17 protein-coding genes are annotated in these 16,615 nt (G+C 57.8%); 11 read left to right on the top strand and 6 right to left on the bottom strand.

Annotation, left to right across the window (positions count from 1 at the left end):
* Positions 1-274: 274 nt before the first annotated feature.
* Positions 275-1,687, bottom strand: coding sequence for a GABA permease (gene gabP, locus PLU01S_RS02030; RefSeq protein WP_010796658.1), 1,413 nt, complete (start codon positions 1,685-1,687; stop codon positions 275-277).
* Between the two features lie 244 nt (positions 1,688-1,931).
* Between gabP and PLU01S_RS02025 the strand changes: the two genes are divergently transcribed.
* The 4 genes from PLU01S_RS02025 (at position 1,932) to PLU01S_RS02010 (ending at position 5,061) form a co-directional block, all read left to right on the top strand.
* The gene (locus PLU01S_RS02025; RefSeq protein WP_074821491.1) at positions 1,932-2,699 is read left to right on the top strand and encodes a phytanoyl-CoA dioxygenase family protein; all 768 of its coding nucleotides are present in this window, start codon (positions 1,932-1,934) and stop codon (positions 2,697-2,699) included.
* A 146-nt stretch (positions 2,700-2,845) separates the two neighbouring features.
* Positions 2,846-3,604: a COG4705 family protein gene (locus tag PLU01S_RS02020; protein WP_074821488.1), complete on the top strand. Its 759-nt coding sequence runs from the start codon at positions 2,846-2,848 to the stop codon at positions 3,602-3,604.
* 140 nt (positions 3,605-3,744) lie between these two features.
* The gene (locus PLU01S_RS02015) at positions 3,745-4,239 is read left to right on the top strand and encodes an LEA/WHy family protein (protein WP_010796655.1); all 495 of its coding nucleotides are present in this window, start codon (positions 3,745-3,747) and stop codon (positions 4,237-4,239) included.
* Positions 4,240-4,404: 165 nt separating this feature from the next.
* Entirely contained in the window at positions 4,405-5,061 is a 657-nt protein-coding gene (locus PLU01S_RS02010; RefSeq protein WP_074821484.1) for a class I SAM-dependent methyltransferase, read from the top strand.
* Between the two features lie 6 nt (positions 5,062-5,067).
* Here the strand turns inward: PLU01S_RS02010 and PLU01S_RS02005 are convergent, their stop codons facing one another.
* Positions 5,068-5,982, bottom strand: a complete 915-nt coding sequence (locus tag PLU01S_RS02005) for an AraC family transcriptional regulator (RefSeq protein WP_074821744.1) — start codon at positions 5,980-5,982, stop codon at positions 5,068-5,070.
* Between the two features lie 265 nt (positions 5,983-6,247).
* Here PLU01S_RS02005 and PLU01S_RS02000 point away from each other — a divergent pair, with 265 nt between their 5' ends.
* Together PLU01S_RS02000 and PLU01S_RS01995 are read left to right on the top strand one after the other, a co-directional pair.
* Positions 6,248-7,309, top strand: a complete 1,062-nt coding sequence (locus PLU01S_RS02000; RefSeq protein WP_074821481.1) for an NAD(P)-dependent alcohol dehydrogenase — start codon at positions 6,248-6,250, stop codon at positions 7,307-7,309.
* A 124-nt stretch (positions 7,310-7,433) separates the two neighbouring features.
* Positions 7,434-8,267, top strand: a complete 834-nt coding sequence (locus PLU01S_RS01995; protein ID WP_074821741.1) for a DMT family transporter — start codon at positions 7,434-7,436, stop codon at positions 8,265-8,267.
* Between the two features lie 17 nt (positions 8,268-8,284).
* On the opposite strand, the gene PLU01S_RS01990 is transcribed toward PLU01S_RS01995, so the two are convergent.
* Both PLU01S_RS01990 and PLU01S_RS01985 read right to left on the bottom strand, forming a co-directional pair.
* Complete coding sequence (locus PLU01S_RS01990; protein ID WP_197873001.1) at positions 8,285-9,298, bottom strand: SDR family oxidoreductase; 1,014 nt, start codon at positions 9,296-9,298, stop codon at positions 8,285-8,287.
* A gap of 243 nt (positions 9,299-9,541) precedes the next feature.
* Positions 9,542-10,021 (bottom strand): GNAT family N-acetyltransferase, encoded by a 480-nt coding sequence (locus tag PLU01S_RS01985; protein WP_074821474.1) that lies wholly within the window; start codon positions 10,019-10,021, stop codon positions 9,542-9,544.
* Between the two features lie 181 nt (positions 10,022-10,202).
* Between PLU01S_RS01985 and PLU01S_RS01980 the strand changes: the two genes are divergently transcribed.
* On the top strand, positions 10,203-10,742 hold the full coding sequence (locus tag PLU01S_RS01980) for an invasion associated locus B family protein (RefSeq protein ID WP_074821471.1): 540 nt from the start codon (positions 10,203-10,205) through the stop codon (positions 10,740-10,742).
* A 261-nt stretch (positions 10,743-11,003) separates the two neighbouring features.
* Positions 11,004-11,345, top strand: a complete 342-nt coding sequence (locus PLU01S_RS01975; RefSeq protein WP_010796645.1) for a zinc ribbon domain-containing protein YjdM — start codon at positions 11,004-11,006, stop codon at positions 11,343-11,345.
* Between the two features lie 65 nt (positions 11,346-11,410).
* Here the strand turns inward: PLU01S_RS01975 and PLU01S_RS01970 are convergent, their stop codons facing one another.
* The gene (locus PLU01S_RS01970) at positions 11,411-12,190 is read right to left on the bottom strand and encodes a hypothetical protein (protein WP_139208664.1); all 780 of its coding nucleotides are present in this window, start codon (positions 12,188-12,190) and stop codon (positions 11,411-11,413) included.
* A 565-nt stretch (positions 12,191-12,755) separates the two neighbouring features.
* Here PLU01S_RS01970 and dctP point away from each other — a divergent pair.
* From dctP to dctM, 3 genes are all read left to right on the top strand, one after another.
* Positions 12,756-13,748 (top strand): C4-dicarboxylate TRAP substrate-binding protein DctP, encoded by a 993-nt coding sequence (gene dctP, locus PLU01S_RS01965; RefSeq protein WP_074821469.1) that lies wholly within the window; start codon positions 12,756-12,758, stop codon positions 13,746-13,748.
* A gap of 107 nt (positions 13,749-13,855) precedes the next feature.
* Positions 13,856-14,485 carry a TRAP transporter small permease gene (locus PLU01S_RS01960; RefSeq protein ID WP_074821466.1) on the top strand — a complete coding sequence of 210 codons (630 nt, stop codon included), beginning with the start codon at positions 13,856-13,858 and terminating at the stop codon, positions 14,483-14,485.
* The gene (gene dctM / locus PLU01S_RS01955) at positions 14,482-15,765 is read left to right on the top strand and encodes a C4-dicarboxylate TRAP transporter large permease protein DctM (protein ID WP_010796641.1); all 1,284 of its coding nucleotides are present in this window, start codon (positions 14,482-14,484) and stop codon (positions 15,763-15,765) included. The genes PLU01S_RS01960 and dctM overlap by 4 nt, the downstream gene beginning before the upstream one ends.
* A gap of 57 nt (positions 15,766-15,822) precedes the next feature.
* Here the strand turns inward: dctM and PLU01S_RS01950 are convergent, their stop codons facing one another.
* Positions 15,823-16,524 (bottom strand): DUF1294 domain-containing protein, encoded by a 702-nt coding sequence (locus PLU01S_RS01950; protein WP_074821463.1) that lies wholly within the window; start codon positions 16,522-16,524, stop codon positions 15,823-15,825.
* Positions 16,525-16,615: the final 91 nt, after the last annotated feature.

Here is a 16,615-nt window from a genome sequence, read left to right as displayed (position 1 = left end):
AGCATGGCGCGTTTGGCGCCGAGAGATAATCCTTTTTTACCCAAGCGCCGCAGAAATGTCTACCTTTTTGCCGCTTCGTCTCAGAAAAAAGCCCTGAAACGGTGCGTAGCTCTTTCTGACAGGACTTGCCACTATGCCGAGAGCAACAGAACAGATCAGGCAGTCGCGCACGGTGTAAATCAAACGTGCCGGCGTTACAAAAAGGGAGTAGCTATTAATGAAGAAACCAGGAAGGGAAGACCGGTAACGAGCCCTCGTTACCGGTCCTGGAGGATCAACGGCTTTGCGAGGCCGTCATCAGGGTAGCGTTGCTACGATCCCTGGCGCCTAGCCAGGAACCGATGGCGACCACAACCAAGGCCAGTAGGCCGGTGGCCAGGATTTCCATGCGGTGCGCTTCTGTCATTAGCATGATACCCAGCGCCATGATGATGAAGCCGATCACCAGCCAGGTCAGCCAAGGGAACAACCACATGCGGCACTCGATGGGCTGACCACTTGCGTTCAGCTTGCGACGCATGCGCAGCTGCGACACGGCAATCACCAGATAAACCAGCAGGGCCACTGCACCAGAGGTTGCCAACAGGAAGCTGAACACGGCCTCCGGCATGGTGAAGTTGGCGATCGTCGTTGCAAAGCCCACAGCAGTGCTCGCCAAAACGGCGGCACGCGGCACGCCGCCGGCAGCCGTCCGGCCAAAGGCCGCCGGTGCATCACCCCGGCGGCTCAGGGAGAACAGCATGCGCGATGCCGTATAAAGCGCCGAGTTCAGGCAGCTCGCCACCGCGACCAACACCACCAGATCAACGATCAGCTTGGCGTGGGGAATAGACAGAAATTCCAGCGCACGCTGGTAGGAGCCTACCACCGGAAGCTGTGGGTCCTGCCAGGGCACGATGGAGATGACCAGGAAGATCGAGACGATATAGAACAGACCGATACGCCAGATGACCGAGTTGGTCGCCTTGCCGATCTGTTTGGAAGGGTTTTTCGACTCGGCCGCAGCAATGGTTACGATCTCGGTGCCCATGAAGCTGAACATGGTTGTCAGCAGTGCCCCGATGACGGCATTGAAGCCGTTGGGCATGAAGCCGCCATGGGTAGCCATCAGCGTACCCAGGCCGCTGACTTCGCGCCCTGGCAGTGCCCCGACCATGGCCACTGCACCCAGTACGATGAATGCGATGATCGCGAGTACCTTGAGCAGCGCGAACCAGAATTCAAACTCACCATACTTGGCGACGCTGAAGAGGTTGGTCACCGTCAGAAAGGCTGTAATCGCCAGCGCGAACTGCCAGGTGGCAATTGCCGGAAACCAGGCATTGAGGATGGCCGCAGCCGCCACCGCTTCGAGCGGAATCACCAATACCCAGAACCACCAGTACAACCAGCCGATGGTAAAGCCGGCCCAGCGTCCGATGGCCTGATGGGCATAGGACGAAAAGGAGCCGGTATCTGGCGAGGCCACGGCCATTTCACCGAGCATTCGCATCACCAGCACCACAAGGGTTCCAGCCAGGGCATAGGCCAGCAGCACGGCAGGCCCTGCCGCGGCAATGGCATGACCTGAGCCCACAAAGAGCCCGGCACCGATAACACCGGCAATGGAAAGCATGGTGACGTGGCGCGGTTTAAGCGCCGGGGAAAGGGAGGTTCCATCCGAAGAAGACTGTTTCGTTATTGTCATAATAGTGCCTGTCACTTGCTGAAATGATTTAGCGCAAGGCTAAGTAACCCTGCCATATCAGCGATACTTGGACGGCTTTTCAACTCTATAAACGACGTTTCCCTGGCTCTAGCGAGGAATCAGTCACAAAAATGTCGCATATATGACTTATTCAGCAGGCCTGCGACACCATGAAGCATTGCCTTCAGGTGCAACCCGAGCCACGTAGCAGGTTCTAATGAAGCACCGTCCATGAAACATCGCCATGAATCCGCTTCCTGCCCATACGGCTACTGATCATCGCCTGCAGGCCATGCACGAACAGGGTTTCGTCTTGCTGCATGGTGTGCTGAGTCCCGCTCTGGTCGACGAAGTCCGCGCGGCCATTGATCAGCTGGAGGCCATCCACTGGGACTACACCGGTCTCGTTGACCATTACAAATGCGTTTTCAATCGCGATCCCGTATGGCTGCCTTACCTGGATCTACCCGGCGTGATCGAACTGGCCGAAGCGTCCCTAGGCGAAGATTGCCATATCATTGGGCAGACAGCCTGGCGCTGCCATCCTGGCTTTATCGGCGCAGACCTGCACGTGGATTACCTGGCGATGACACTGCCCCGGTCCCTGCTGGCAGACCCGACATTTGAACTGCCCATGCAGATCTGTACCGCCCAGGTCTATCTGGATGAGATCACCGAGGACCTGTGCCCGACGCTGGTCATTCCAGGCAGCCACCGTGCAGGTCGTAAACCACTGGAAGGCGAGACAAACTGGCAAGGCCGGGAGGCGCAGCCGGTGCTCTGCCAGCCGGGCGACGTGCTGTTTCTGCGTAGCGAGCTGTGGCATGCCGGCAGCCGCAACCGCACCCGTGACCGGACCCGCTATCTTCTCCAAATTCATTATGGCCGGCGCATGGTGGCTCAGAAGTTCTCACCTTACCTCGTCTGGCAGTTCAATCCGGCGGTGCTGGATGCCTGTACGCCCCGACAGCGACGTCTGCTCGGCGAGCATGAACCGGCAGAATACGACTGAGTTGACATCGAAATATTCTGTTACACAAATCGTTGATGTGCTTTTGACCGATTTTTGACCTGCTCCCCTGCACCTTAGGGCCACTGAAGTGCCATCCATGCGCTCAGCTTTCTCTCCCCCATCAAGCCCTTGAGCAGGGAACAACAATGAACAAACTTCCACAGATTACCCTTGCATTCTGGGTCATGAAAATCTGCGCCACGACATTAGGCGAGACGGCCGGTGACCTGCTGTCAATGACCCTGGATATAGGCTATGCCTTGAGTTCCCTGATTCTGATCAGTGCGTTTCTGGTCACCCTGGTTGCCCAGCTATCAGTCAAACGCTACATCCCCCCGCTGTACTGGGCGGTGATCCTGTCGACCAGCACGGCGGGTACAACCATGTCCGACTTTATGGATCGAACCCTGGAGCTGGGCTACGCCACCGGTTCGGCCGTGCTGATCATGATCCTAATCGCAATTTTCGTGCTGTGGCGCCTGAGCGGTACATCGTTCTCGGTCGACAGGATCCATACCTTCAAAGCCGAGCTGTTCTACTGGGTTACGATTCTGCTCTCCAACACGCTGGGTACCGCCCTGGGTGATTACCTGGCCGACGACTCGGGCCTGGGTTTTGCGGGGGGAGCGCTGCTGATTGGCAGCATTATCGGTGTGATCGTACTGGCCCACTTTTTCACACGCCTCTCGACCATTCTGCTGTTCTGGATGGCGTTTATTCTCACCCGTCCGTTTGGCGCCACGCTGGGCGACTTCCTGACCAAGGCGCATGACAAGGGTGGTCTGGATTTGGGTACGGTCGGCTCCTCCGCCATCCTGGGCGCCGCTCTGGTGATACTCGTAATCGGTGCCTGCGTGGCGCAAAACCTTCGTGCGCGTCAGAACGCTTTACCGGCTGCCCTTTAGCCCGGCGCACCTCGAGTCTGCACAAAGGCTCGAGGCTTGCTGGTTCACGCTTTTGCGATATCGTCCCGTGGACGAGGAGTAGAAGCGACCAATGACCGGTCCCACCTGTATCGTGATGTATCGCCGACCGGAGCCTTTTCATGTTGTTATCTGCCTACCGCACTTGCGCTCGCCTGTTGATCGGCGCCTTGTTTCTACTGGGTCTTGCAGCCTGTAGCACCCTGGGCCAGCGGGATCCGTTGCGAATTGCCGTGGCAGGCATCGAGCCGCTGCCAGGACAAGGGTTGGAAATGCGCTTCAATGTGAAGCTGCGTGTGCAGAACCCAAACGATACAGCCATCGACTACAACGGCCTGGCGCTGGACATGGACATCAACGGCCAGCCGCTGGCCAGCGGTGTCAGCAGCCAGAGCGGCAGCGTACCCCGGTATGGCGAGACGGTATTGACCGTTCCGGTTACCGTCTCGGCTTTCTCGGCCGTACGCCAGTTCTGGGGCTTTGCCGAGCATACTCCTACCAAAAGCGTGCCCTATACCATCCACGGCAAGCTGGCAGGGGGCCTTTTGGGAACGGTACGGTTCAAGGACAAGGGCGAGTTGACGCTGCCTGAATCGACAGGGGCCGGCACCTGGTAGGTAATAGATGGCCCCACCAGAGGGTTTGTCGGGAAAGGTTCGGTCAAGACCAGACCGGCCTCGCCACAAACGAAACGGAACCAGGTTCCGCTGCCGAATAGCTGGAGTTGTCGTTCTGCCAGACCGTGGCTAGGATCAGGCTCTTCTTCAAGGCGAGCCGTACCGATGAACATCGATACAGAGTCTGGCGCTGCAGTCTATTCTCCCTTGACCCTGGCCCTGTATGACGTCTGGGTGCTGGGAATTTCCAACCGCTTTGCCTGGCAATGCGGTACACGGGATGTTCTATTACCGTTCTTCAAGCGTCATGTCGGTACGCAGCATCTGGACGTTGGCGTGGGGACCGGTTTTTATCTGGCAAAGGCAGATCTGCCAGACACCGCTGATATCACGCTGATGGACCTCAATACCAGCAGCCTTGCTGCTGCCAAGCGCAGGGTGAGCCGCGTGTCGACACGAACCGTGCGGCATGACGTCATGCAGCCCTGGCCTGTGCCCGCTCAGTTCGATTCCATCTCACTTTTCTATCTGTTGCATTGCCTTCCAGGCACCCTGACTGACAAGGCGCACGTTTTTGCCAACCTGAAGCCACATCTGAAGTCTGAGGGCGTCTTGTTTGGAGCAACCATCCTGGGCGACCGAGCCGGGCATAACGGGTTCGGACGCACACTGATGAATGTCTATAACCGCAAGGGCATCTTTTCCAACCGTCACGACGACATGCCAGGATTGAAAAGCGCTTTAAGCGCTCATTTTGAGCAGGTGGATATCACTGTAGAAGGCAAGGTGGCGCTGTTTACCGCTCGCCGCCCCGTCAGCTGACACGCCTTACGAGGCGGCCTCGGCAGCTGGATGCTCATGGCGCTCGGCCGCCGGACTGTGGTCGAAGTAACGTTTGTACTCGCGACTGAACTGGGACGCACTCTGGTAGCCAACCTGGAGCGCTACCTGTGCGACATTGAACCGCTGAGCCACGAGCAGTTGCTGTGCCTTGATCAGCCGCAGCCGCTTCAAGTACTGCACAGGTGACACCAGGGTGCTGCGTTTGAAGTGCTCATGAAACGCCGACGTGCTCATGTTGGCGCAGCGGGCCAGCTGATCGACGTTCAGCGGCTCGGCGTAGTGGTGATGCAGATACGTCAACGAGGCCGCGATCCGGGCAAACTGCCCCCGCTGCTCGACCAGTGCCTTCAGTGCCCCGCCCTGCGGCCCTCGCAACGCCACGAACAAGACCTCGCGCAGGCGCATCGCGCCCAAGATCCGGCATTCCAGCGGATCGTGCAGGCACCGCAGCAGTCGCTCCACCGCCTCCCGCATGGCGGTGTCGAGTGGGGAAGACACCATGGACTCTGGCGTCTGCACACGGGCCGGCTGAACCTCTTCCGGTCCCATCGCCAGCACCAGCTCGCCCAATACGCTTCGGTCAATGCCAATGGACACTCCCAGTAAGGGGGCCTCAGGTGTTGCGAACGTCTCACACTCGAACGGCACGGGCAGCGCCTGGACGAGGTAATGGCCGGCACCGTATTCCAGGGTTCGCTCGCCGAGATAGGCCAGCTTGCTGCCTTGCGCCACCACCATCAGGCTGGGCTCGTAGATCTGAGGCGATCGCGACACATTGCTGCGCGCCGTCACGATTCGAACCTGCTCCATAGGCGTTGGCAAAAACCCTTCGCGCGTGGCAAGTGGCTGGATCAGGGAAACCAGGGTGGCATTGGCATCGAGATGGCGGGTCAGCTGCATGGAAACGGCATCGGCAAGAGAAACAGGCATTACCATAATCGCAAAAACAGAAAGGTAAAGAGCCTATAACACCTACATGCTGGAGAAATAGGCATAAGCTCAGGAGGAATCGTCATGACCTGTCCTCGCCGATTCCTCACAATAGGCCTCCCCCCTTTTCGATGAGTCTGATGCGGCGCCTGCCATCGCCCAACGGTGATGTGCGTTGCCTATGCCAGGCAGTCGCCAGATTCGAAGCGCTATCTTTTGTCTTGTGAGGCTCTATATGACCAAAGCATTCGGCTATGCCGCCCTGTCGCCTACCACCCCTCTTGTCCCGCACACCTTTGTACGCCGTGCTCCGCGCAACGACGATGTAGCCATTGAGATCCTGTACTGTGGTGTGTGCCACTCCGATATCCATCAGGCCCGTAACGAATGGGGAATTGCGGTGTATCCGCTGATGCCCGGCCACGAAATCGTAGGCAAGGTGACCGCTGTGGGCACTGATGTCAGCCGCTACAAGGTGGGCGATCTGGTTGGCGTAGGCTGTATGGTCGACTCCTGCCGTCATTGCGAAGCATGCCAGAAGGATCTTGAGCAGTATTGCCTGGAAGGTCCTACCATGACCTACGCCTCCCCGGATCGCGTAGATGGCAGCAACACCATGGGTGGCTACTCCGACAGCATCGTGGTCAGCGATCGCTTCGTTTTGAGCATTCCTGAAAAGCTGGATCTGGCTTCCGCAGCACCTATCTTGTGCGCCGGTATCACCACTTATTCGCCGCTCAAGCACTACGGTGTAAAGGCAGGCGACAAAGTAGGCGTACTGGGCATGGGTGGCCTGGGCCACATGGGCATCAAGTTCGCCAAGGCCATGGGCGCGGAAGTCACTGTGTTTACCCGCTCGCTATCCAAAGTGGACGAGGCCAAGCGTCAGGGCGCAGACCATGTGATCGTTTCTACCGACGAGGCTCAGATGAAAGCCGCAGCCGGTCGTTTCGACTTCCTGCTCGACACCATTCCGGTGCAGCATGACCTGAACCCCTACCTCGAAACCCTGCGCTTTGACGGTGTGCATATCCTGGTCGGCCTGATCGAACCTGTCGAGCCCGCTCTCCATGCCGGCAACCTGGTCATGAAGCGCCGCGTCATTGCCGGCTCGCTCATTGGCGGAATGGCGGAAACCCAGGAAGTGCTGGACTTCTGCGCTGAGCACGGCATTACCTGCGATATCGAGATGCTGGATATCCGTAACATCAACGACGCCTACGAACGCATGATCAAGGGCGACGTGAAATACCGCTTCGTCATCGACATGGCGACACTGAAGGCGGCACAGGCCTGATGCTGAGGCGGGGCAGCCCAGGCTGCTCCGCTACTGCTCAAACCTTAATCGCGCAATCCGCTTTCACACCTGCCAATTCAGCCTACACTCTGGGCACGTCTTCTGATGCAGAACACGCATGCCTATAACAATACGCACACTGTCTTTCACCGCGCTGGCCATGCTGGCCTTTGCGGGCAACTCCCTGCTTTGCCGTCTGGCGCTCAAGCACGCTGAAATCGACCCGACCAGTTTTACAACGCTGCGCATTTTTTCAGGCGCGGTCGTGCTGTGGCTTCTACTACGCCAGCAGAACGGCAAACCGGCCGGCAACTGGCCTTCGGCAATCTATCTCTTTATCTACGCGGCGGCCTTTTCCTTTGCCTATACGCACCTGGAAGCAGGTACGGGTGCACTGCTGCTCTTTGGGGCAGTGCAGGTCACCATGATCAGCCACGGGCTGCTACGTGGCGAGCGGCTGAACCGTTGGGCGACGGCAGGGCTGCTCCTTGCGCTGGGTGGGCTGGTCGTCCTGCTCCTGCCCGGCGCGACCGCGCCTTCGTTGACGGGTGCACTGTTGATGCTGGCATCCGGCGTAGCCTGGGGGCTCTACTCCCTCAAGGGCCGAGGGGTTACCAGCCCGCTGGCCGCTACGGCGGGCAACTTCCTGCTGGCGTCTGTTCCGGCGCTGCTCATCAGCCTGGCCTCGATTGCCTATAGCCATTCGGATCTCATGGGAGTGCTCTACGCCATACTGTCAGGCGCCGTTACCTCGGGACTGGGATATGCGCTCTGGTATACCGCCCTGCAAGGGCTGGGCTCATTGCAAGCCGCTACGGTACAGCTCAGCGTACCGGTACTGACGGCCCTGGCTGGCGCGCTGCTGTTGGGCGAAGCCCTGACGTTACGCCTGTTGCTCACCGCCCTGGCTGTGCTGGGCGGTATCGCGTTGGTGCTTAATACCCGGCAGAAGCCTTGAACCTCTGCCGGAAAGTTTTACGAGCGCCTCATCAGCCTCAGCGCCATTAGTCCCAATCCTGCAATCGCCACTGATGACGCCACCGGGTGTTTGGACATTTTCACGTAATAGCTGCGCGAGCGATACGAGCAGCCCTGGTGCGTCCCACGCTCATGCAGCCCATAACCCGGCTCGTACAAGGCATTGTCTTCCCGGCTGCGAGAGGGGCGGTCGGCATACTGGGAGTGGTACATGATCTTGTTCATCAGCTTGTCGGTCAGCCGTGGCGACAGCGCCGATAGCCACGCCAGAACCTTGGCCTCGCTGCCCACGAACATATCCCGTTTGGGATTTTCCGCAGCGAACAAAATAGCCTCGGCCACCGCCTCCGGGGGATAGATCATGCCCCGGTGTGCCGGCTGGTTGGGCATATAGCTACGGGCGTGCTCGTTATAGGGCGTATCGATTCGTGCCGGATGCACCAGCGTGACCGAGATCGGGTACTGCTTGTGTTCCAGCTCCATGCGCAGGGCATCGGTCCAACCGTGCAGGGCGTGCTTGCTGGTCGAGTAGGTCGACTGGACCGGCGTTGCCCGATCACCGAAAAAGCTGCCCACATTGATGATCGCACCCGGGCCGCCTCGCTTGATGAAATAACTGGCCGCCAGACGCGAACCGTAGACGACACCCCAGAAATTAGTGTCGAACATGCGCTTCATGTCTTCGATAGTCACTTCCAGGCAATCGCCAAAAATGGAAACGCCAGCGTTATTGACCCAGGTATCGATATCGCCAAACGTCTCGATAGCCTGCTCAGCAATGCGGGAAACATCCTCTTCCTTGCCAACATCCGCCACCACATAGGCCGCCTGACCGCCCTGCTGCTGAATCTCGGCGCACAATTGCTGGAGCGCCTCTTCATTCCGCGCCGCCACAACGACCTTGGCACCGGCACGCCCAGCCATGCGGGCTGTGACCAGTCCAATGCCGCTGGACGCCCCGGTAATCACTATCACCTGTTGGCTGAGAGGCTTGAGAGGTAGCTTCGCCATGTTCATCTCCTGTCAGAAAGGTATCTATAGTGCTGACAGGAGCCTCGCAGGAGGGTTCGGCTGATTTCAAAATGCCAGACTACCGGAGCGTGTGCAGATTCAAGGTGCGCTCCACTTCACTCAATGCAGACTCATCATCCATCAAAGGGATGGCCTTCATGGCCTTGCTAGATGAAACGGGTTGAGTTATCTGCTCATTAACGGTCTCGGGCAGAGAGGCATTATCTTAAAGAATATAGCTGCCTAACGTGGCGACAGCTGCTTTCCCATCGAAACCGACCGTACCCCGTAGCCCAGCTCCTCGTACAGCCGCTGCGCATCCTCATTGAAAGCCCACACGGTGAGGCGCATATCCACTGCACCTTTCTCTTGGGCCCATTGCTCGGCTAGAACCATCAACGTACGGCCAACGCCCTCTCCCCGCCGCGTTTCGTCCACACAGATCGAGCCTACGTGGGCATAACGCATTGGATTGAAAAAGGAATGCGTTTCACTGATGAGGTAAACGCTGATGAATCCGATCAGTTCACTACCCTCTTGCGCCACAAAGGTTGTGGCATTCGCCGCCCCAATCGCGCGCCGCCAATTCGTCTCGTCACGTCGCACGTCTTCGGCCGACGCAAAGATCTGCGGCCAGGCCTGGTGGTGCATGTCATTGAGCAGCTGCCCCAGTCTGGAAATGTCAGTGATGTCGTCGGGTGTCGCTTCACGGTAGAGCGGCATTGGAGGTCTCGCAATCACGTCTGATAAGGAAGAGGCCAAAGGCCATGAGGCATTATGTAGCCTCGCCATCAGCCTGCCGTGACGGCATTCTGATCTTCCTGGGTCGTCATAAGGGCAGCATCAATCGGGTCAAATGACCTATGCTGTACGTCATTACTCTTCACAACTGCAAGGAAGAAACATGAAACAGAACGGCTTTCTCCCGGCGCTGGCCTTTTCGACCATGCTGCTGACGGGAGCCGGCCTGTCCACTACGGTACAGGCACAAACCGCGCCTGGCGATGCACAGGGCAAGCCTACCGCGACAGAGACCTACGGTGACTGGTCGGTGATCTGCCGGAACGTTCCTGAAGAAGGCAAGGTTTGCGCCATGTCTCAGGTTATCAACAACAAGGATGGGCAGCGCATGCTGGCCATCGAGCTGCGTCCTGGAAAAGAGGGCTTGGGCGGATTCATGGTATTGCCCTTTGGCGTTGCCGTAACCAAAGGCGTGCGCCTGCAGGTGGATGACCAGGACACCCGAACGGTGGATTTCCATACCTGTCTGCCAGTGGGCTGCATCGCCCCGCTGGACTTTGACAACAACCAGCTCAAGGCCCTGCGCAAGGGCAAGGCACTCAACGTGACGGCCACTATCGCCACCGGTGGTGAAGCCCATGGCCCGCTGTCACTTAAGGGCTTCACCAAGGCGGCCGAGCGCACCCGGGCGCTGATGAAATAAGCTGACCGCTCTGGAAGGAGACTGTCAAAGACAGTTTCCTTCTCGCCCCCACACTCTTGTCTGATATGGCCTTGCCGACCTCGGAGCGGCGAACCATACATGTGGATAGCGTTGCCGTACTTATTATTGTGTTCTTTGGTGTAAGGCTGATCGCGCCAGTCGATGAATCGATTATGGTGTACAGGTGCTGACCACCGCGCCAGCGAAAACCAATAAAACCCTATATAATGTCAGGCTTTTATCGCCCACCAAGGAAGTCCAGTGAGCACATTGCCGCCCTGCCCTCAATGCAACTCCGAATTCACCTATGAAGACGGCACCCAGCTCGTTTGCCCAGAGTGCGGACACGAGTGGTCTGCCACCGAAACTGCGGAAGCCTCCGAGGGCGGCAAGGTCATCAAAGATTCCGTGGGCAATACGCTGCAGGACGGCGATACCGTTACGGTCATCAAGGATTTGAAAGTGAAAGGCTCATCCCTGGTCGTGAAGGTCGGCACCAAGGTCAAGAATATTCGTCTGGTTGAAGGCGATCACGATATCGATTGTAAGATCGACGGCATTGGCGCGATGAAGCTCAAGTCGGAATTCGTGAGAAAGGTCTGATACCTCGCTGATCCTGCCGCCCTTGGTTAGCGTGCCCTGTGAATAGACAGGGCAGCCACGCTGCATTACTGAACCGGCAGGAAGTTCATGAATAGCAGGCTTTGTGCGTAGCTCACCCCCAAGCGCCGATAACGCTCGTCCAGCACCTCGCTGATAAGATCGAGCCGCGCCACAATCTTGCCAAACTCCACCGCAAAGCTCAGGTTGCGTCCATCCTTGGACAACTGATTGGCCAGCAGTAAACGCTTACCCTGCAAGTCCTTGCGTTGCCCCAGCATCCAGGTTGCCTTTTCGATATTGCGGGCAGCATTGTTGATAAACTCGGCGCTGATCGTATCGGTGATATAGAACTCCATCCGACCGCCGTGGGCAGTGATCAGCATGGTGCCAATGGCATAGATGAACGCACCGGCCCGGTCGCCCTGAAACTCGGGACTCAAGGCATAGCTGAGCGCCTGGATATCCTTCAGGCCATTGAGCGAAGGCAGGTCACGGTTCTGCTCGATAGCCGTCTGGATGAGCTTTTCTGCCGCCTCGATCGTTGGCTGACCCGTCTTGCGCCACTCGGCCGGATTGCGGCGGTACAGCTTATCCAGCAGTCGATAGAGGCTGTTGAGGTTGTCACGCATCGCCAGCGTGGCCATACGATCCACATTGGTCTGGAAGAACTCGCCGGCATCAGCCGAATCATCCTTGTTCATGATGTCGGAATGGCTGAGCTGCCCGCAGCCGCCCAACGTGAAGAGCAGGGAAACCACCAGCAGCATTGTGTAGCAAGAACGGTACAGCTGTACGCGTCGGATCAGCGCAGCGAGCGGAAAAAAACAGGGAAACACAGAGATCATCGGCTTTCGTCAATTACTGCCCGGACGCTTAGTCCCGCGCAAGGCAGGCCAGTTCAGCCGGACAGTAAAAACGATGCGCTCACCTGATGCTGTGCGATACCCCTAGGAAATAAAGATCGGCCCTTAAAAGGGCTGATTCGCAAATGCTGCGTTTAATCGACGTACGGTTTTCAACTCAAACAGTTAGCAAAAAATGCCAATTACGACACAACTGAGCAAAATATGTCGCAATTAGGCAGTCCAGTAGTGGCGAAAAACCGCCAACCAGCGACATTAGTGGCGGATTACCGCCAACGCTTAGCAAAAGCTCTGCCGCCTCGTTAAGAGGGCTAGACCGATGGTACCCAAGAGACTTCCAGGCGGTGCTCTAGAGCGCCTGTCTTGAAATCATTGTGACATGGTATTGCACACCAGCGATCCCTACCGTTTCTCGGCATATTGCTTGCCCTATGATTTGTAGAGGCGAACTCTGGGTGTGCCGTCTAAGGTCGTTAATGATTAACGAATTCTGATATACATGCTGCCCTCACTGCCTCACCAATAATCACAACAAAGGAATACAGGTATGTTCAAGATGACGCTCAAGGCTCTGGCCTGCGCACTCGCGCTTGGTGCTGCCGGATTGGCTAATGCTGCAGATCCCATCGTAATCAAGTTCTCCCATGTCGTAGCCGAGCACACACCCAAAGGGCAAGGCGCCATTCTGTTCAAGAAGCTGGCGGAAGAGCGGCTGCCCGGCAAGGTAAAGGTCGAGGTCTATCCGAACTCGTCCCTGTTCGGCGACGGCAAGGAAATGGAAGCGCTGTTGCTGGGTGATGTGCAGATCATTGCGCCGTCACTGGCCAAGTTCGAGCATTACACTAAGCAGATACAGGTATTTGACCTGCCCTTCCTGTTCAATGACATGGCCGCCGTGGACCGCTTCCAGCAGAGCCCCGCGGGGCAGAACCTGCTCAAGTCCATGGAAGACAAGAACATCACCGGGCTGGGGTACTGGCATAACGGGCTGAAGCAGCTGTCTGCCAACAAGCCTTTACGCGAACCCAAGGATGCCCGTGGATTGAAGTTCCGTGTCCAGGCGTCTGCCGTGCTTGAAGAGCAGTTCAAGGCAGTGCGCGCTAACCCGCGCAAGATGAGCTTTGCCGAGGTGTATCAGGGCCTGCAGACCGGTGTGGTCAATGGTGCTGAAAACCCTTACTCCAACATCTACAGTCAGAAGATGTATGAAGTGCAAAAGTACATCACCGAGTCCAACCACGGTCTTCTGGACTACATGCTGATCACCAATACCAAGTTCTGGAATGGTCTGCCTACTGATGTGCGCAGCGAGCTGGACAAGATCATTGTGGAAGTCACTGCTGAAGTGAACAAGCAGGCTGATGCCCTGAACCAGGGCGACAAGCAGCGCATTCTGGATGCCAAGACCACCGAGATCATCACCCTGACGCCTGAAGAGCGGGCCAAGTGGCGCGATGCCATGAAGCCGGTTTGGCAGAAGTTCGAAGGCGAGATCGGTGCTGACTTGATCAAGGCCGCTGACGCGTCCAACCAGATCTAAGCACACCCCTGTAGCGCAGGCGAGCCCAGTGCCGCCTGCGCAGTGACGGATGGGCGGCCCTCGGCTGGCCCATCCCACGTCTGCCCTGCTTGGCGGGAGATCAATCGATGAGCGCCCTACGACGTATCTGGGACCACTTCGAGGAAGGTTTCATTGCCTTTCTCCTGGCGGCCATGACGCTTGTGACCTTCACCTACGTAATCCTCAATAACTTCTATACGCCTTTCTATACCCTGGGCGACTACCTGGGCGGCAACGAAACGGTGCTGGCCATTGGTGACAAAATCCTCGACATGGCGCAGTCCATGACCTGGAGCAGCGCCCTGACCAAAGCCCTGTTCGCCTGGCTGATCTTTTTCGGTCTGGCCTATGGCGTGCGCACGGCAGGCCATATTGGTGTCGACGCATTGGTCAAGCTGGCCAGCAAGCCGGTTCAGCGCATCATTGGCCTGCTCGCCTGTCTGTGCTGCCTGGGTTATGCGGGCCTCATCGCCGTTGCCAGCTTCGATTGGGTCCAGACTCTGCTAGGCGCCAGCATTGGCGCAGAAGACCTGGGCCATTTCGGGATCAAACAATGGCATATCACCCTGATCGTGCCGTTCGGCTATGCCATGGTATTCATTCGCTTCCTGGAAATTCTGGTCAGGATCATACGCAACCAGCAGACCGGCCTTGGGCTGGCCGACGAGGCCGCCGATGCCTTGAAACTCAAAGAGCATGAGGGAGAGAAACCATGACCGTCATCTTTCTCTTCGTCGTGCTGTTTGCACTGATGTTTATCGGCGTTCCGATTGCCGTGTCGCTGGGTCTGGCCGGCTCGGTCACCATCATGCTGTTCAGCCCCGACTCGGTTCGTTCACTGGCGATCAAGCTGTTCGAGACGTCCGAGCATTACACCCTGCTGGCAATTCCGTTCTTCCTGCTGTCTGGCGCGTTCATGACAACGGGCGGTGTGGCAAAGCGGCTGATCGATTTCGCTAACGCCTGCGTAGGCCACATCCGCGGCGGTCTGGCCATCTCGGCCGTACTGGCGTGCATGCTGTTTGCGGCCCTGTCCGGCTCATCTCCGGCCACGGTGGCGGCGGTAGGTTCCATTGCCATTGCCGGCATGGTCCGCTCCGGCTACCCACAGGCTTTTGGTGCGGGAATCGTTTGTAATGCGGGCACCCTGGGCATTCTGATTCCACCGTCCATTGTGATGGTGGTTTATGCGGCGGCTACCGAGCAGTCGGTGGGTAAACTGTTCATGGCCGGCGTGATCCCCGGTCTGCTGCTGGGCGTGGTGTTGATGGTGGCGATCTATATCGTCGCCCGAAAGATGAACCTGCCCGCCTTGCCTCGTGCGTCGCTGCGTGAGCTTCTTACCACGGGACGCAAGGCGATCTGGGGCTTGCTGTTGATGGTGATCATCCTCGGCGGGATCTATTCGGGCATGTTCACTCCGACCGAAGCCGCAGCTGTCGCCGCGGTTTATGCCGGATTCGTGGCCCTGTTCGTGTACAAGGACATGACCTTCCGCGACTGCCCAAAGGTGCTGCTGGAGTCCGGTAAGCTAAGCATCATGCTGATGTTCATCATTGCCAACGCCATGTTGTTCGCCCATGTATTGACCACGGAACAGATTCCTCAGCAGATTACCGCCTGGGTGGTTGAAATGGGTTTGCAACCCTGGCAGTTCCTGCTGGTGGTCAATATCCTGCTGCTGGTTGCCGGTGCGTTCATGGAGCCGTCGGCGATCATCCTGATCCTGGCGCCGATCCTCTTCCCCATCGCCATGCAGTTGGGGATAGATCCGATCCACCTGGGCATCATCATGGTCGTAAACATGGAGATCGGCCTGATCACGCCGCCGGTCGGGTTGAACCTATTCGTAACATCCGCCGTGACAGGCATGCCGCTGGCCAACGTCATCCGCGCGGCCATGCCGTGGCTGATGCTGCTGATCAGCTTCCTTCTGATCATCACCTACATCCCGGCGATCTCGCTGGCGTTGCCTAACTGGCTGGGCATGAGCTGATCGCTTACTGTGCCTGTCCTTGCAGCCCGGCTTTTATGCCGGGCTGTTTCATTTCGTTTAAAAGAACAGAGGCACGCGGTCAAACAGATGCAAGCGGTGGAAAAATAGCTCATCTGCCCACAACGCCTCATGCAGCAGCACGATGATCCAGAAGACAGCCTGATAGCTCACCTTGCGGGTCTTGTGGCGAAAGACCTGTTGCGCCACAAGACCACCCAGCCAACCGCCGGCCAGCTTAAGCATGTGCAGGGTTTTCTCAGGGATACGCCGCTGCGCCTTCAGTGCGCTCTGCTTGTCATGCCAATAGAACAGGAAGGCCACCAGGCTTGCGCTGCCATACAGGGCCAGCGGGAAGAGGCTGTATCGTGTAGACAGAACATGCAAACTTCCCCAAACAGGCAACACGCAAAGTACCGCAAAGAGGACGAGCTTGACCGGCAGGTCCTGAATACCGTCATGGCGCTGTTGACGCGGATGTGGTGCCTGGGCAGACCGGGAAGCCGTTCTGGCAGGCGTGGATCGTTGACGGATGGACGGTTTGTCCAGCGTCATGCCTGCATTCAGACGAATATGCTCCGCCCGCAGACGCCCTTTGCCGTCAGGCCCCGCGACATACAGGACCTTTTCACCGGCTACCGGCCGCCGATCACCCCGTACCGCTGAAATATGAGCGAACACCTCATCCCCGCCCTGCTCCGGCCGGATGAACCCAAAGCCCTTTTCGTCATTCCAGCTCTTCAACGTCCCGCGCTGTTCCATCGTCCGCTCTGCCTGGAAAAAGCAGGCATGCTACCGGAACGACAGAAGTCAGTAACAGGGCGGACAGTGGATGGGTATTGCGTGCCCCTAC

The organism is Pseudomonas luteola NBRC 103146, assembly GCF_002091675.1.
Classification (GTDB): Bacteria; Pseudomonadota; Gammaproteobacteria; order Pseudomonadales; family Pseudomonadaceae; genus Chryseomonas; species Chryseomonas luteola.
The sequence above is the reverse complement of the archived record's forward strand: the minus strand, read 5'-3'. Positions and strand labels throughout refer to the sequence as shown.

What these genes read in the sequence shown, in the direction of transcription:
- gabP (WP_010796658.1), bottom strand. Translation starts at nt 1,687, where the DNA reads ATGACAATAACGAAACAGTCTTCTTCGGATGGAACCTCCCTTTCCCCG.
- PLU01S_RS02025 (WP_074821491.1), top strand. Translation starts at nt 1,932, where the DNA reads ATGAATCCGCTTCCTGCCCATACGGCTACTGATCATCGCCTGCAGGCC.
- PLU01S_RS02020 (WP_074821488.1), top strand. Translation starts at nt 2,846, where the DNA reads ATGAACAAACTTCCACAGATTACCCTTGCATTCTGGGTCATGAAAATC.
- PLU01S_RS02015 (WP_010796655.1), top strand. Translation starts at nt 3,745, where the DNA reads ATGTTGTTATCTGCCTACCGCACTTGCGCTCGCCTGTTGATCGGCGCC.
- PLU01S_RS02010 (WP_074821484.1), top strand. Translation starts at nt 4,405, where the DNA reads ATGAACATCGATACAGAGTCTGGCGCTGCAGTCTATTCTCCCTTGACC.
- PLU01S_RS02005 (WP_074821744.1), bottom strand. Translation starts at nt 5,982, where the DNA reads ATGCAGCTGACCCGCCATCTCGATGCCAATGCCACCCTGGTTTCCCTG.
- PLU01S_RS02000 (WP_074821481.1), top strand. Translation starts at nt 6,248, where the DNA reads ATGACCAAAGCATTCGGCTATGCCGCCCTGTCGCCTACCACCCCTCTT.
- PLU01S_RS01990 (WP_197873001.1), bottom strand. Translation starts at nt 9,298, where the DNA reads ATGGCGAAGCTACCTCTCAAGCCTCTCAGCCAACAGGTGATAGTGATT.
- PLU01S_RS01985 (WP_074821474.1), bottom strand. Translation starts at nt 10,021, where the DNA reads ATGCCGCTCTACCGTGAAGCGACACCCGACGACATCACTGACATTTCC.
- PLU01S_RS01980 (WP_074821471.1), top strand. Translation starts at nt 10,203, where the DNA reads ATGAAACAGAACGGCTTTCTCCCGGCGCTGGCCTTTTCGACCATGCTG.
- PLU01S_RS01970 (WP_139208664.1), bottom strand. Translation starts at nt 12,190, where the DNA reads ATGATCTCTGTGTTTCCCTGTTTTTTTCCGCTCGCTGCGCTGATCCGA.
- dctP (WP_074821469.1), top strand. Translation starts at nt 12,756, where the DNA reads ATGTTCAAGATGACGCTCAAGGCTCTGGCCTGCGCACTCGCGCTTGGT.
- PLU01S_RS01960 (WP_074821466.1), top strand. Translation starts at nt 13,856, where the DNA reads ATGAGCGCCCTACGACGTATCTGGGACCACTTCGAGGAAGGTTTCATT.
- dctM (WP_010796641.1), top strand. Translation starts at nt 14,482, where the DNA reads ATGACCGTCATCTTTCTCTTCGTCGTGCTGTTTGCACTGATGTTTATC.
- PLU01S_RS01950 (WP_074821463.1), bottom strand. Translation starts at nt 16,524, where the DNA reads ATGGAACAGCGCGGGACGTTGAAGAGCTGGAATGACGAAAAGGGCTTT.